General features: G+C 38.2%; 14 protein-coding genes. All 14 read right to left on the bottom strand.

The genetic code is table 11. The features are described 5' to 3' along the window. Window positions 1-6: 6 nt before the first annotated feature. Complete coding sequence (locus tag VPAR_RS03905; protein ID WP_042466735.1) at window positions 7-1,320, bottom strand: NCS2 family permease; 1,314 nt, start codon at window positions 1,318-1,320, stop codon at window positions 7-9. A gap of 233 nt (window positions 1,321-1,553) precedes the next feature. Continuing rightward, entirely contained in the window at window positions 1,554-2,726 is a 1,173-nt protein-coding gene (locus tag VPAR_RS03900) for a phosphopentomutase (RefSeq protein ID WP_012864247.1), read from the bottom strand. 130 nt (window positions 2,727-2,856) lie between these two features. After that, window positions 2,857-3,390: an NUDIX hydrolase gene (locus VPAR_RS03895; RefSeq protein WP_012864246.1), complete on the bottom strand. Its 534-nt coding sequence runs from the start codon at window positions 3,388-3,390 to the stop codon at window positions 2,857-2,859. 8 nt (window positions 3,391-3,398) lie between these two features. Beyond that, window positions 3,399-5,024 carry a class I SAM-dependent methyltransferase gene (locus VPAR_RS03890; RefSeq protein WP_012864245.1) on the bottom strand — a complete coding sequence of 542 codons (1,626 nt, stop codon included), beginning with the start codon at window positions 5,022-5,024 and terminating at the stop codon, window positions 3,399-3,401. A gap of 145 nt (window positions 5,025-5,169) precedes the next feature. Next, window positions 5,170-5,619: a dUTP diphosphatase gene (gene dut, locus VPAR_RS03885; RefSeq protein WP_012864244.1), complete on the bottom strand. Its 450-nt coding sequence runs from the start codon at window positions 5,617-5,619 to the stop codon at window positions 5,170-5,172. 10 nt (window positions 5,620-5,629) lie between these two features. After that, window positions 5,630-7,699 carry a polyribonucleotide nucleotidyltransferase gene (locus VPAR_RS03880; protein ID WP_012864243.1) on the bottom strand — a complete coding sequence of 690 codons (2,070 nt, stop codon included), beginning with the start codon at window positions 7,697-7,699 and terminating at the stop codon, window positions 5,630-5,632. A 111-nt stretch (window positions 7,700-7,810) separates the two neighbouring features. Next, a complete protein-coding gene (gene rpsO / locus VPAR_RS03875) occupies window positions 7,811-8,077 on the bottom strand; it encodes a 30S ribosomal protein S15 (RefSeq protein ID WP_012864242.1) in 267 nt (88 codons plus the stop codon). 170 nt (window positions 8,078-8,247) lie between these two features. Then, on the bottom strand, window positions 8,248-9,045 hold the full coding sequence (locus VPAR_RS03870) for an ABC transporter ATP-binding protein (protein WP_004692990.1): 798 nt from the start codon (window positions 9,043-9,045) through the stop codon (window positions 8,248-8,250). A gap of 10 nt (window positions 9,046-9,055) precedes the next feature. Then, entirely contained in the window at window positions 9,056-9,928 is an 873-nt protein-coding gene (locus VPAR_RS03865; protein ID WP_004697183.1) for an ABC transporter permease, read from the bottom strand. Window positions 9,929-9,939: 11 nt separating this feature from the next. Continuing rightward, a complete protein-coding gene (locus VPAR_RS03860) occupies window positions 9,940-10,920 on the bottom strand; it encodes an ABC transporter substrate-binding protein (protein WP_012864241.1) in 981 nt (326 codons plus the stop codon). A 24-nt stretch (window positions 10,921-10,944) separates the two neighbouring features. Continuing rightward, window positions 10,945-11,922 (bottom strand): ABC transporter substrate-binding protein, encoded by a 978-nt coding sequence (locus VPAR_RS03855; protein WP_008713786.1) that lies wholly within the window; start codon window positions 11,920-11,922, stop codon window positions 10,945-10,947. A 131-nt stretch (window positions 11,923-12,053) separates the two neighbouring features. Next, on the bottom strand, window positions 12,054-12,431 hold the full coding sequence (locus VPAR_RS03850) for a hypothetical protein (protein ID WP_012864240.1): 378 nt from the start codon (window positions 12,429-12,431) through the stop codon (window positions 12,054-12,056). A gap of 50 nt (window positions 12,432-12,481) precedes the next feature. Beyond that, a complete protein-coding gene (locus VPAR_RS03845; protein WP_012864239.1) occupies window positions 12,482-13,873 on the bottom strand; it encodes an aminopeptidase in 1,392 nt (463 codons plus the stop codon). Window positions 13,874-13,944: 71 nt separating this feature from the next. Continuing rightward, window positions 13,945-14,928 carry a 3'-5' exonuclease gene (locus tag VPAR_RS03840; protein WP_012864238.1) on the bottom strand — a complete coding sequence of 328 codons (984 nt, stop codon included), beginning with the start codon at window positions 14,926-14,928 and terminating at the stop codon, window positions 13,945-13,947. Window positions 14,929-14,930 lie beyond the last annotated feature (2 nt).

The following is a 14,930-nucleotide window of genomic DNA, read 5'->3' as shown; positions in this document are numbered from 1 at the left end:
TCCTCCTTACATAAAGATTTCTTTCAAAATGAAAATAAGTGCCAAGAAATACATGACACCGGAAACATCTCGATATTTCCTAGTCAAAACCTTAATTAATACATAACTGATGAGACCCCATTCAATACCTACACCTATGGAATAAGCAAAAGGCATCATGATTATAGTTAAAAATGCTGGTAATCCTTCAGAAATATCACCGAAGTTTATATCTTTAACAGAGGCCATCATAAATAGACCTACTACGATAAGTACCGGAGCAGTAGCCGCTATAGGAATAACCATGAGTAACGGCGCTAAAAATAAGGATGCTATAAAGAGTCCTGCAATAGTTAAAGCGGTCAAGCCTGTACGGCCTCCCTCTGCGATACCTGCTGCCGATTCAACCGCTACGATATGAGGAGATGTACCTAGTGCACTACCAATGATAGTACCTAATGCAGATACTTTCATACAAGAGCTTTGTACGCCCAACTGTTTATCTTGAGGCACCTCAGCTTGATTTGTAAGACCAATCAATACGCCAACTACATTAAATAAATTAACGAACAAGAACGTAAAGGCCACAAATACCATATCTACAGATAAAAGTTCGCTCATATCATAATGAAACCAAATCGGTGCCAACGATGGTGGCATAGAAAATATCGTCGACGGCAACTTTGTAATCCCACAGAAGAACCCAACAACCGCAGCAATGATAACGGCTAGAAATATTCCTCCTTTTACATTGCGTCCCGTAAAAACGGCGATTAATATGATTCCCAAAATGGATATCAAGCTAGATGGTGCCTGTAAGTCCCCAATGCTCACAATAGTAGCAGGATTGCTGACGATAAGCCCAGCACTACTAAGACCAATGAGAGCGATAAACAAGCCGATACCCGCTGTTACAGCCAATTTAATTGTATGAGGTATGGCATTAAACAGATATTCTTTTAACGGTGTAACTGCGATTAGTAAAAATGCTAAACCTGCGATTAATTGAGCCGTTAACGCAAAGGCAAAGCTATGTCCCATTTGGACCACAATAGTGTAAGCAAAAAATGCATTGATACCCATACCGGATAAGCCGGCGAATGGCATATTGCTATACAAAGCTAGCAATAATGTCATAATGATAGCACTAACAGCCGTTGCCGTGAATACGGCGCCTACATCCATACCGGCAGCGCCAAGAATAGCAGGATTTACAGCTAATACATAAGAAACGCAAAGAAATGTAGTGGCTCCCGCAAATAACTCTCTCGATACGGATGAGCCTCGTTCTGATATTTTGAATACTTTGTCCCATACACTACCTTGAACTTGTTCTCTCATAATAATTCCTCCTCTCGTACTTACAATCATGGGCGTATTCTCCTATACTTATATATTTCCACATATAAGTAAGAATTTCCTGTTCTTTATTAAAATCTACTCTATAAAAAAATACCGCAGTATGTATTTAACTCAATTAAAGTAAATATATACTGCGGTATTTCGCATATGTAATCATTTATAAAATCAATAATGTAAATCTATTCAACTCTAAATAAATATAAATTCTAGATTTATCCCTTCAGGGAATCTAAAAATGAAGTCCCAATCCCCCATTGTTTCAATCCAAAGTTTTGCAATATGGTTTCCCCTATATCTGCAAAACTATGTCTATCTCCTAAAACTACTGAACAATTCATACTTGGACTATAAGCTAGCAAAGGCACCATTTCTCTCGTATGATCTGTACCTTTCCAAGTCGGATCATTCCCATGATCTGCGGTGATAAGAAGTAAATCATCATCCTTAAGCAAGTCCAACAAACCACCTAATTGGTAATCAAAGTCTTCAATAGCACGCTTATACCCTTCTACATTACGCCGATGACCGTACAGACTATCAAATTCAACAAGGTTGACCATCATGAACCCCCGTGCAAAGCTTTGGCCCAATAGATAAGGAACTACGTTCATACCATGCGCGTTAGACTTTGTCGGATATGATGCATCCCAGCCAACATGAGCATAAATATCACCGATTTTGCCAACTGCCACTGTCGGAATGTTTGCGTCTTGTAACTCTTGTTGCACCATTTTCTTTTCAGGCATGCGACTATAGTCATGACGATTTGAAGTACGTACAAAATGCCCTGGTGTACCAACAAAAGGTCGAGCTATGATGCGCCCCACATAATAATCACCGACACATACCTTATCACGTGTAATTTGACACATGCGATACAACTCTTCTAAAGGAATGATATCCTCATGAGCAGCGATTTGAAAAACAGAATCCGCCGATGTATAAACGATTGGCTTACCTGTTCTTATATGTTCTTCTCCGAGGCGTTCAATAATTTCTGTACCAGATGCTACCTCATTACCAAGAAAGCCATAACCCGTTTCCGTCGTGAAAGTATCCATCAATTCCTTCGGAAATCCTTCATAAAATGTCGGAAATGGTACCGTTACAGGATGTCCCATCATCTCCCAATGTCCGCTTGTCGTATCTTTACCGGTACTCATTTCCGCCATACGACCATAAGCACCAATAACAGGCTCATCAAACGCTGAAATATCGGCAATATTAGCTAAACCTAGAGATTTTAAATTTGGACAGCGAATAGGTCCTGCTACAGCTTCGATATGTCCTAATGTATTCGAACCTTCATCGCCGAATTTAATCGCATCGGCTGCATGCCCTATACCGACACTATCCATTACTAGTAGAATAATTCGATTATACATATGTACTCCTAAATCTATATGAGATTAGTTACTCATATAATGTAAAAATACTTTGTAACACATTACAGTTAAAATCATCAATATGAATTAATAAAATACATAATATATTGAGAGATAAAATTTCTAAAACTTACTTAAGATATGGCATAGCAAGCATAAGGGCCGCCAAAGATTTGCTATCCTTAATAGTCTCATTCTTGATAGCCTCCAATAGTTCTGGCAATGTGTAGTATTCTAACTCTACATATTCATCAGGATCCCAATTAGTTTCCCCCATGGTAAGCTCCTTAGCAAGATATAAATGTAATACTTCATTACAGAAACCAGGACTCGTAGCAATAGTCCCTAGTGAGATCCATTGAGCTGCACGATAGCCTGTTTCCTCAGCAAGCTCCCGTTTAGCACAAACAATGGGTTCTTCATTTGGATCTAGTTTTCCTGCAGGTACCTCCAGTAATGGCTGCTGCAAAGCATATCTAAATTGACGTTCCATAACGATCTTATTATCCTCTGTTAACGCCACAATAGCGGTAGCTCCAGGATGATGCACCACTTCACGCCATGCATCTTTGCCATTTACATCGGCAATATCATAGGTAACTTGAATCAATTTACCATCAAATTTCACTTCACTAGACTTCTGTATTTCCTTACTAATTGCCATATATACCTCTAATCTTCTATTTTATGTAAAAACCCGAGCATTCTTATACGTTGTAAAATTTCCTCTAAGTACACTTTATTAGGAACAATAAAATCAATATTATCCCGCGTATGACGCTGAACTGTAATATTGTCATCCATAATAGCAAGAATCTTTTCTCTTGTTGTAGGCTCCACCATTTGCTTTATTACAAAGAGAAATCCATTATCTATATCTTGTTGTACTTTATTGTACATGTCGCCTATACCAATATAGGAGCTGCCTTCCTTTTCTACTATAGTAGAAATAAAATCTATAAAACGTTGAGGTATATACACCTTATTATCTTCAAAAGCAACTCTTTCATATGGTTCGGCATACATATCAAGATTATCTACAATGATTAAATATAGTAAACGAGAATAAACTCTGTCCATTTCTATAGTATAACCAGGTAGCTTTCTATGTATATGATCTACTATATCCTGAATAGTAAATATATCACCCCGATCCATAACCTCTTTAATAGCAATATGGATACTATCCGTCATATTGGAAGGAATACCTGTATTAACAACGCTGCAATAATATAATTTTGATAATACATCTATACTAACTCGTTCATTACGAACAATTTTTTTAGTATGTTTATTTTTCGTTAACAGGGACATTCTAAACTGCGTATCATAAATGTAATCATAATATTGCTCTTTTGCAATATAATCATCATTTGCCAATTGAGCTATATTATCGTGAATATCCTCCGGTAACCAACTTATGAAAGATCGTGAAAGAAATACATCCCCTATATATGCACAACCTTGGTCATTGGCACGTTTTATAAATTCATGTACATATACAGGATCATTAAAAGGCTCTAAATATTCATGGGCCACATAATAATCGTTAGAGCTTAACACATTTTGGATATTATCAATTTTATAGCTCGCTTTTTGACTTATCCGATTATCCATCCCCATCGTATCAGCTACAAGTTTCAATATATTCTTCGTATATAAAGTCCGTTCCATCAACGGTAGCTCTAACTCTTTTTGCTCTGCATATTGCATGATTTCTCGATACTGCTCTAATCGTTTCCATCCAGGATAGGTATTATACGATACATAAGCTACACCGTTATCAGATAAATTCTTATTACAGATAGATAGAATTTTATCTTTTACCACATCTGGAACCCAGGACCAAATACCATGTACAATAATATAGTCAAAAATACCGAACGATTCATCAATATCCAGAATATCCTTCTCAATCAAATGTATATTGGTAAGTCCCATCGACGCAATCAGTTCATTTCCCATCTTAATCTGGGAAGACGATAAATCGATGCCCGTAAAAGATGCTTCAGGATAATATAAAGCTTGGGAAATAATATTTCCACCAAACGAACATCCGAGCTCAAGGACACGAGCCTTTTTTAAAGATACAGGATTTAATCCAAATAACAAAGCTCGCGCTGCTAATGTGTTCAATGAGGTCGCCCCAAAAGGTTGAGAAATATATACTACATCTTCATAACTCTTTTTAAGAACCTTATTCTCATCCAATACATGCATGGTATTTTGTGTAGTCTCAATGTCATTCCCCGTAACTGATGTACCTACGTTCTTATTTTGTTTAGACTCCTGTTTCATAAAGCCTCCCGAATTTTCTACTAACTATAATAATTATTATATAGTATTATGTAAAAGAATTACAGCTAAAGTGATTATTTGACACACAAAAACCGCCCAACAAAGTTGAGCGGTTTTTACTATTTTATACAAAACCATATATTATTTACATAGTCCCGGTGCTTCCAATGCCACCAGTTCTTACACCTGTAGCATCATCATCGTTTGTAATAAGGTATTTAGAGAATATACCTTGAGCAACGCGTTCCCCTTTATCAAGGGTAACTATTTCTTTGCCAAAGTTTAGAAGGGCAATCATAATATGACCTTCATTGTCCTCATTATTGTAGTAATCACTATCGATAATACCTGTGCTATTCACAAGTGCCAGATGACGTTTAATAGCCATACTAGAACGAATGTGAATGGCAAGATATTCATCGTATGCCATAAAAGCTTTAATACCCGTTGGCACCAAAACCACTTGACCAGGTTCTAAAGTAACAGCTTCAGCACATTCAATATCATAACCTGCGCTTTCAGTTGTTTTACGTGTTGGTAAGTTGATATCTTGTTCTTCAAAAGCAGAAACTACTTCAAAGCCGCGAATATCCATGTAACACCTCTTATTTTAAACAATCTTTACGGGACAAATTCACACGTCCTTGTTTATCGATTTCGATAACTTTTACCATGATTTCATCCCCTACACTTACTACGTCTTCTACATTTTCAACGCGTTCTTTCGCGAGTTTAGAAATATGTACAAGACCTTCCTTACCTGGTAATACTTCTACAAATGCGCCAAAAGCCATTAGACGAGTTACTTTACCAAGATATACTTCACCTACTTCAACCTCTTTAGTAAGGTTTGTAATAATTTCTTGAGCTTTTGCAGCCCCTTCTTGTTCTACAGAGGCGATAAATACTGTACCATCATCTTCTATGTCAATTTTAGCGCCTGTTTCTTCGATAATACTGCGAATTACTTTACCGCCAGAACCGATTACGTCACGAATCTTATCAGGATCAATTTTCATTGTAATAATACGTGGAGCGTATTGGGACATTTGTTGACGTGGTTCAGCAATTGTATCAAGCATGATACCCATGATATGCATACGACCTTTGTGAGCTTGTTCTAATGCTTCTTGAAGGATTTCACGGGATAATCCAGAAATCTTGATATCCATTTGAATTGCTGTTACGCCTTTAGCTGTACCAGCAACTTTAAAGTCCATATCTCCGAGAGCATCTTCCATGCCTTGAATATCTGTTAAAATTGTATAGTGTTCCCCTTGAGTTACAAGACCCATAGCGATACCAGCTACAGGCGCTTTAATAGGTACACCAGCATCCATCAAAGATAATGTAGAACCACATACGGAAGCCATGGAGCTAGAACCATTAGATTCCAATACTTCAGATACTAAACGCAAAGCATATGGGAAATCCTCTTCACTTGGAATCACAGGTACCAACGCGCGTTCAGCCAACGCACCATGACCAATTTCACGACGCCCAGGGCCACGGGAAGAACGAGTTTCCCCTACGGAGAAAGATGGGAAATTATAATGATGGATATAACGTTTTTCAGTTTCAACACCAAGGCCATCGATGGTTTGTTTTTCGGATAAAGGCGCTACTGTTATGACATTCAACACTTGAGTTTGACCACGTGTAAACAAGCCAGAGCCATGTGTACGTGGTAATACACCTGTACGGCAAGAGATTGGACGAACTTCATCAAGTTGACGGCCATCTGGACGGATTTTTTCAACAGTAATCATATGACGCACGATTTCTTTTGTCATTGCATCAAATGCTTTATTTACATCAGCCAAGTTATCTGGGTAGATCTCTTCAAAGTGAGCTAATACATCTGCACGTACTTCATTTTCTTGTGCATCACGTTGTTGTTTATCTGCACAACGAACTGCAGCATCAAGTTTATCATGACCATAGGCACGAACTGCATCACTGATTTCAACAGGAACATCTTTACATTCAAATACGCGTTTTTCCTTACCTACTTTTGCAGTCATATCTTCTTGGAATGCTACGATTTTTTTGATTTCTTCGTGAGCTGCCATGATAACTTCAAGAATGATATCTTCCGGTACTTCTTCAGCGCCACCTTCAACCATGAGGATAGCATCTTTAGTACCAGCCACAACGATATTAAGATCTGTTTCTTCTAATTGTGCTTTCGTTGGATTTACAACAAATTCACCATTGATACGTCCCATACGAACGCCTGCAATAGGACCATTCCAAGGAACATCAGAAATAGACAATGCCGCAGAAGCACCAATCATACCACAAATGGCTGGATCACAATCTTGGTCCACAGACATAACTGTTGCTACTACGTGTACTTCGTTACGTACACCTTTATTAAATAATGGACGAATAGGACGGTCAATCAAACGGCTATTCAAAATCGCAGACTCAGGTGGGCGTGCTTCACGTTTAATGAAGCCCCCTGGTAAACGACCAACCGCATACATTTTTTCTTCATAGTCTACTGTAAGTGGGAAGAAGTCAATATCCTTCGCCTCTTTAGAGCCTGTAGCAGTAACGAGTACACGAGTATCGCCATAACCAACCATTACGGCACCGCCAGCTTGTTTTGCAAGTTCCCCAGTTTCAATCGTAAGCGTACGACCAGCTAGGTCCATTTGGAATTGTTCCATTCCTATTCCTCCTAAAAATCTTCTTATATGTATACCTTCTAATTATATATCAATTAAAGCTAAATAGCCAATTCAAAATAAAAAAGCCGTCCTTTAGGACGGCTAATTTTATTATTTACGAAGACCAAGGCGTTCAATAAGAGAACGATAACGTTCGATATCTTTACGACGAAGGTAGTCAAGCATGTTACGGCGTTGACCAACCAATTTCAACAAACCACGACGGGAATGATGGTCTTTTTTGTGCTCTTTCAAGTGCTCAGTTAAGTATTGAATGCGACTTGTTAAAATCGCAACTTGTACTTCTGGAGAACCAGTGTCACCTTCATGAGTAGCGTATTCTTTAATTACTGTTAATTTAGCTTCTGTAGTTAACATTAATGTTACCTCCTAAAAAATTATAATCCCGATAAGCTTAAGTAACCGTTGGAGAATCGAATACTTCGCTTACGATATGTCTTACGACCTAATTTAGTATACAGTATCTGCCCTATCTTGTAAAGCAAAATACAGTAATTGAACAAAAAATAGATTAGAACTTCCTTCTATTATTTAGCACCTAGCACCATGCGGTCGCTCAGTGCATTTTCACCAGCTACCTCAAACTTTTGAAGTAAGTCCGCAACAGTTAATTGTTTCTTTTCTTCTCCTTTTACATCATAGATAATTCGACCAGCGTCCATCATGATGAGGCGATTACCAAAGCGCAATGCATCACGCATATTATGAGTAATCATAAGAGTTGTTAGATTATGCTCTGCAACAAGTTTATCTGTTAGTTGCAATACATTTTCTGCAGTCTTAGGGTCAAGTGCCGCAGTATGCTCATCCAATAGCAAAAGCTCTGGACGAAGCATGGTAGCCATTAATAATGTAATAGATTGGCGTTGACCACCAGATAGTAGGCCCATACGAGCAGATAAACGTTCTTCAAGTCCTAAACCTAATAATGCAAGGCGTTCCTTAAAGAATGCTTGTTCGCTATCTTTGAAAGCCCATTTAAGGCCTAAGCTTTTACCACGGCGCATAGCAAGAATCAAGTTTTCTTCAATTTGCATATTACCAGCAGTACCTACCATAGGATCTTGGAATACACGGCCAATGTATTTAGCACGCTTGTATTCTGGCATTTTTGTTACATCAATATCATTAATTGTAATGGAGCCTTCATCTACTGGGAATACACCGGCGATGGAGTTTAGTAAAGTACTTTTACCAGCACCATTACCACCGATTACAGTACAGAAATCTCCTTCTTCTAGGCGAAGGTTGATGCCTTGTAATGCAGTCTTTTCATTAATTGTGCCCTTAAAGAAGGTTTTTACCATATTTTTTACTTCTAACATAGTGTCCTCCTTAACGAGCCAACCATTTTGCTTTCAATGTAGGTAGGGAAAGCGCTATGGCAACAAGAATTGCAGTGAATAATTTCAAATCATTTGGTGGCATACCCATGTAGAGAACGGCAGCAATAACGATACGATATACTATAGAACCAAGTACTACAGCGATGAGACTGCGTACGAAGGATTTCGTACCAAATACTACTTCACCGATGATTACAGAAGCCAAACCAATAACGATGGTACCAATACCCATGCCTACATCAGCAAAGCCTTGGAATTGACCGATAAGAGCTCCAGACATACCAACAAAGCCATTGGAAATCAAAAGACCAAGAACGATCATATTATCAGTATTTACGCCTTGAGCGCGAATCATTTGAGGGTTAACACCTGTAGCACGTAAGGCTGTACCAATTTCGGTACCGAAGAACCAAAATAAGAGCAAACATACAACTACAGCAACGATAATACCTACGATAGCTGCAGACCACATATTCGGCGTGTGGAAAAATCCACCAAGAATCGTATAAATTGTATCCATTCGAAGCAAAGATACATTAGCTTTGCCCATGATGTGAAGGTTTACAGAGTACAGTGCAATCATTGTCAAAATACCGGCCAATAATGCTGGAATTTTTAATTTTGTATGTATCCAACCTGTTACAGCACCGGCTATCATACCACCCACACCGGCAAGTAAAATGGAAAGGATTGGATTCATACCACTTGTAATTAAAATAGCAGAAATGGCTGCCCCCATTGGGAACGTACCTTCCACGGTTAAGTCAGCCACATCTAATACGCGGAAGGTTATGAATACACCGACCGCTAACAAAGACCATAAAAGGCCTGTGGTTATGGTGCCTACCACTAAATCTAACATCAAATTCTCCTCTATTGTTTCATATCTTTACGAAGAGCTTCAGGAATCGTAATACCTAATTTTTTAGCACGTTCTTCGTTAACAGTTAACTTAATCTCTTTTTGTGTCTCAATAGCTAAGTCTGCAATTTTTGCTTCTCCTGCAAGAACTTTAGCAGCCATTAAACCTGTTTGATAACCCAATTGATAGTAATCAACAGAATAAGTTGCTACACCACCAGTCATTGTCATACCTTCATCGGCAGCAAATACTGGAATTTTAGCAGCATCTGTAATTTGTGCTAAGTTAGCCATAGCAGATGCCAATACATTATCTGTTGGCGTATAGATAGCTTGTACATCTTGGTTCACAAGATTGGTAGCGGCTTGTTGGATATCATTTACATTGGAAACAGTTGCCTCTACAACAGTAATACCTTTTGTAGCAGCATACGCTTTCATTTTTTCAACTTGCAATTGGGAGTTGATCTCAGAGGATGTATAAATGGCACCAATACGCTTTACATTCGGTACTAATGCTATGATAAGATCAACCTCTTTTTCAACAGGTGTCATATCAGATGTACCAGATACATTACCACCAGGGTGTTCGTTAGATTGAACGAGTTTAGCTGTCACGTAATCTGTAATAGCTGTACCCATGATTGGCATGTCATGAGAAGCATTTGCCATCGTCTGAGCCGCAGGCGTTGCAATAGCTAATACTAAATCCTTTTTATCAGATACGAAACGTTGTGCAATACTATTTAGATTAGATTGATCGGCCTGTGCATTTTGTTGGTCAATTTTAATGTTTTGACCATCCTTAAATCCTTTAGCTGCTAAACCATCTACGAAACCTTTATTAGCAGCATCAAGAGATGGATGTTCTACTAATTGAATAACACCAATTTTCTTTTGGTCATTAGTTGCAGTATTGGAACCACAACCGCCTACCATTGCCATAACAGCAATGGCACTAAGTGCCACTGCAATACTTTTTTTCCAGTTCATGTATAACTCCTTACCAGTTATGTATTAAATCATAGTCGCCTTGTTCATCAAATCCTCTGGTAAGGTGATGCCCAATTTTTCTAATTTATCTTTTCCCACAACTAATTTAAATTCTTTCTGCATTTCGATAGGCATATCTTCAACTTTAGCTTCGCCAGTTAGAATTTTAGCTGCCATCAAACCAGTCTGGTAACCAAGTTTGTAGTAATCTACAGACAAGGACATAACTGCCCCACCTTTTACGTGGTTATCTTCACCGCCAAACACAGGAATTTTTGCTGGATCGGTAATAGCTACAAGATTGCTCATCGCAGAAGCTACCACATTATCTGTTGGCACATAAACTGCATCCACACGTTGAGATACTAGGTTTTGTGCCGCTTGTTGAATATCGTTTACATTGGAAACTGTAACTTCTTCAACTTTAATACCCTTTGTAGCTGCATAAGCTTTCATCTTCTCCACTTGAATTTGAGAGTTTACTTCGCTTGAGCTATAGATAGTACCAATTGTTTTCGCATTTGGCATTACTCGTAAAATTAGATCTACTTGTTGCTCTACTGGATTCATGTCAGACGTACCAGATACATTACCACCAGGTTTTTGATTGGATTTAACAAGTTTAGCTGCCTCGTAATCAGTAATTGCTGTACCTAAGATTGGAATATCATGAGTTGCATTCGCCATGGATTGAGCCGCTGGCGTAGCAATTGCTAAAATCAAGTTTTTCCGATCGGATACGAAACGCTGTGCAATACTATTCAAATTAGATTGATCAGCTTGCGCATTTTGTTGATCAAAAGTAATCTTTTCTGCCAAACCTTTTTCTTTTAGCGCATCAACAAAGCCCTTATTTGCCGCATCTAGTGCAGGATGTTCTACCAGCTGTACAACACCAACTTTATATTCACCATTCGATGTAGTTCCATTTGAGCCACAGCCTGTAAACGCCAACAATGCTGCCGCCGTGAGCGCTAGGGCAATACCTTTTTTCAAGTTCATGGGGATTTCCTTCCTATCTGCAATGACTATAATACATCTATTATAAACAAATTTCTTTACTACATCAATGTAGCAGGTTAAAGTATTTTACATTTGTCCATTTATAGAACACATTAAGATACGAAATCCTTTTACTTTTCAAGAGACGCTAACATGTCTTCTGTTAAATCATTAGCTGCTAAAATATAGTCCTTAAGAGTCCCTTTATCAAGAGCTACCTTCATAACAGGCACTTCAAATGGGTCCAAGATGACGCACATTAGAATTTCACCCGTTATATAGTAACCAACCACTGCTTCCCCTTCTTCAGGATCTAAAGTTTCACGTTTTACAGTAACACAGTATGATCTCATAACCTGTGCTGCTGCTTCTGCTACCTCTTTACGATTAGCAATATATTCCTCAACCTTCGTTTCAGGGATGTCAAAAATATCTACCTTTACAGTCTTGACCTCTGTAGCCTCTCCTTTCGCAGACTCTATAGCTGCGCCTAATTCTGTTTGCTTCATATACACCTCACAAAGAATGGACTTTTACCATTGGTGAAAGCCCCATTATCTTAGATTGATTCATCAGCTGCATTTAAGAACGCTACATAGCATTGTTTAGCCTCGTAAATATCAGCCTTAGATGTAACCTCCCAAGGAGCATGCATGCTAAGAACGGCTACACCACAGTCGATGACATTCATACCATAAAGAGCCATGATGTACGCAATGGTGCCACCACCACCTAAATCAACCTTACCAAGCTCTGCCGTTTGGTATGTTACATTGTTAGATTCCATGACACGACGGATAAAGCCCATATACTCAGCATTAGCATCGTTAGAACCAGCTTTACCACGAGAGCCTGTAAATTTATTGAATACTACGCCCATGCCAAGGTAGGAAGCATTTTTCTTTTCATATGCAGACGCATAGAGTGGATCATAACCGGCACTTACATCGGAGGATAACATACGAGATTTCTCCAACGTACGACGTACACTTACAGAATTAGGTTTACCCATAAGTGTTAAAATTTCAGCCACTGCATTTTCAAAGAAGCGTGATTGCATACCTGTAGCACCTACAGAACCAATTTCCTCTTTATCTACAAGTAAGCAACAGGTAGTACGCTTTACATTATCCACTTCAAGCATTGCTACCAAGGATGTATAGGCACACACGCGATCATCTTGGCCATACGCCATTACCATGGAACGATCAAAGCCCATATCACGTGCTTTACCAGCTGGTACAATTTCTAGTTCTGCAGACAATAAGTCACGTTCAATAAATCCATACTCTTTTTCAAGAAGGCTATTAATAAATTTAGTAACCCCTTCTTTTTCTTCGTCTTTAACTGGACGGCTACCGATGAGTAAATCAAGAGCTTCCCCTTCAATTACTTTAGCTGCATTCTTTTGCATTTGTTCTTGTCCCAAATGAGGTAACAAGTCAGTAATGCAAAACACAGGATCTGTTTCTTTATCACCAATGTTGATATTAATGCGGGTGCCATCTGTTTTTACCACAACACCATGAATAGCAAGAGGCATAGCTACCCAATGATATTTTTTAATACCTCCATAGTAATGAGTATCCCAAAATACTAAATTACTATCCTCATATTGTGGATTTTGCTTTACATCGATGCGTGGAGAATCAATATGAGCACCTAAAATATTCATACCCAATTCAATATCATCAGTACCAATATTAAATAAAGCAATAGATTTATCCATATGTGTGTAATAAATCTTATCACCAGCTTTAATTGACGTATTGCTTTTAATAATGTCATTTAGATTTATATAGCCCTTTGCTTCTGCAAATTCTACAGCTTGCACAACACATTCACGTTCTGTTTTACCATTATCTAAAAATTGACGATATGTATCACTTAAAGCATATACCTTTTCCATAGTGGCATCATCATAATTATGCCATGCATATTTACGTTCCATAATCTATCCTTTCTAAAAGTTCATATCCTAATATATAGTACAATTCAGAAAACGAACTTGAATTTACATAACTATTTTTGGCGGACTTTTTCTTGTTCCGCCTTACGATACTCTAAATATTTTCGCTCTTTTTCGCGATTGATTTCAGACTTCTGAGTATATAGAGAACGAATTTCATCCGTACAATGGGTCAGTACCTTAGTAACATAGAATTTACTACTGCCGGACTTAATCGTATACTTTCCAACTTTAAGTTGCACCGCAAAATCACCATGTTTAGGACATACTCCAATGGCTAGGTGCTTATCCCCTTGTAATCGTTCAGCTCTTGTCATTTCTAAACGTGTTTGACAGTACGGACAGAAGGACATACGTACTCTTCTATCATGAACAATACGTTTTTTCTCAGAAAAATTTTCATACATAAAAAAGGTAAGAATAGGAGGATATAGGAAAGGATTACTACTTTCCTTGCGAATTAGATCATAATGCAAAATTCCTTGTGCAATATCTAAAGTCTGACAAATGTGAGCTGTAAAAACTGCATCATGCAAGGCATTATGAGCAGATAAATGCTCCGTTGATATATTAAGATCCTCCATAGCATGCGCCACAGAATACTGTTGACTTGTTCCATAGCGTTGATAAGAATAAATTATTTGCGCATCTACCCATTGATCATAAGATAATGCTTTCATCTTATGAAGCATAAGATTTTCTCGAAGGATAAGAATATCGTCTGATCCCCAAGAAAGCAGCATATATTCATCACCACACCATTTTTGAAAGTACTGCATAGCCGTCTTGAATGGCACACCATGATTGAGCTCATGGGTGGTTATCCCTGTCAACTCGCGCACATGTTTATGCATCCGTGGCAGATATTGAGGTTTGATGAACATCGTAAAATGATCTATAATGTCCATCTTTTCATTCAGTTTTACCGCTCCGATTTGAATGATTTCCCCTGTCAACGGCATTTTTGTGCGCTTCATAAAGCTAATGTCATTGCTATAGGGTTGGTTCCATTCTAAATCAAATACAATATAGTTCATAC

Origin of the sequence: Veillonella parvula DSM 2008 (assembly GCF_000024945.1) — a bacterium.
GTDB classification, from domain to species: domain Bacteria; phylum Bacillota; class Negativicutes; order Veillonellales; family Veillonellaceae; genus Veillonella; species Veillonella parvula.
Note: the sequence above shows the minus strand (reverse complement) of the source record. Positions and strands in the feature narration are given on the sequence as shown.